1 pseudogene is annotated in these 246 nt (G+C 65.4%); it reads right to left on the bottom strand.

Annotated elements, in window-relative coordinates:
* Nucleotides 1-246, bottom strand: a pseudogene (locus AC0L3S_RS39635) (amino acid ABC transporter permease); the annotation flags it as partial.

Raw genomic sequence — 246 nt, 5'->3', positions numbered from 1 at the left:
GCCCTGCAGCCATTGCGGCAGCGCGAACGGCAGAACCACTGCAAAGGTGAAGAGGATCGATATCAGCGGAAGCGACCCCACCCCGTCGATGATGAGGCCGGTGGTCCGCGAAATCCAGGGCAGCTCCGACCGGCGCAGCAAGGCCAGGCAGATCGCCAAGGGGAAACCGATCAGGCAGGTGGTCACGAAGATGAACAGGGTCAGCGCCAGCCCGCCCCAGGCTTCCTCGCCGACATGGGCAAGGCC

Source organism: Bradyrhizobium sp. Ken01 (assembly GCF_055807355.1).
Note: the sequence above shows the minus strand (reverse complement) of the source record. Positions and strands in the feature narration are given on the sequence as shown.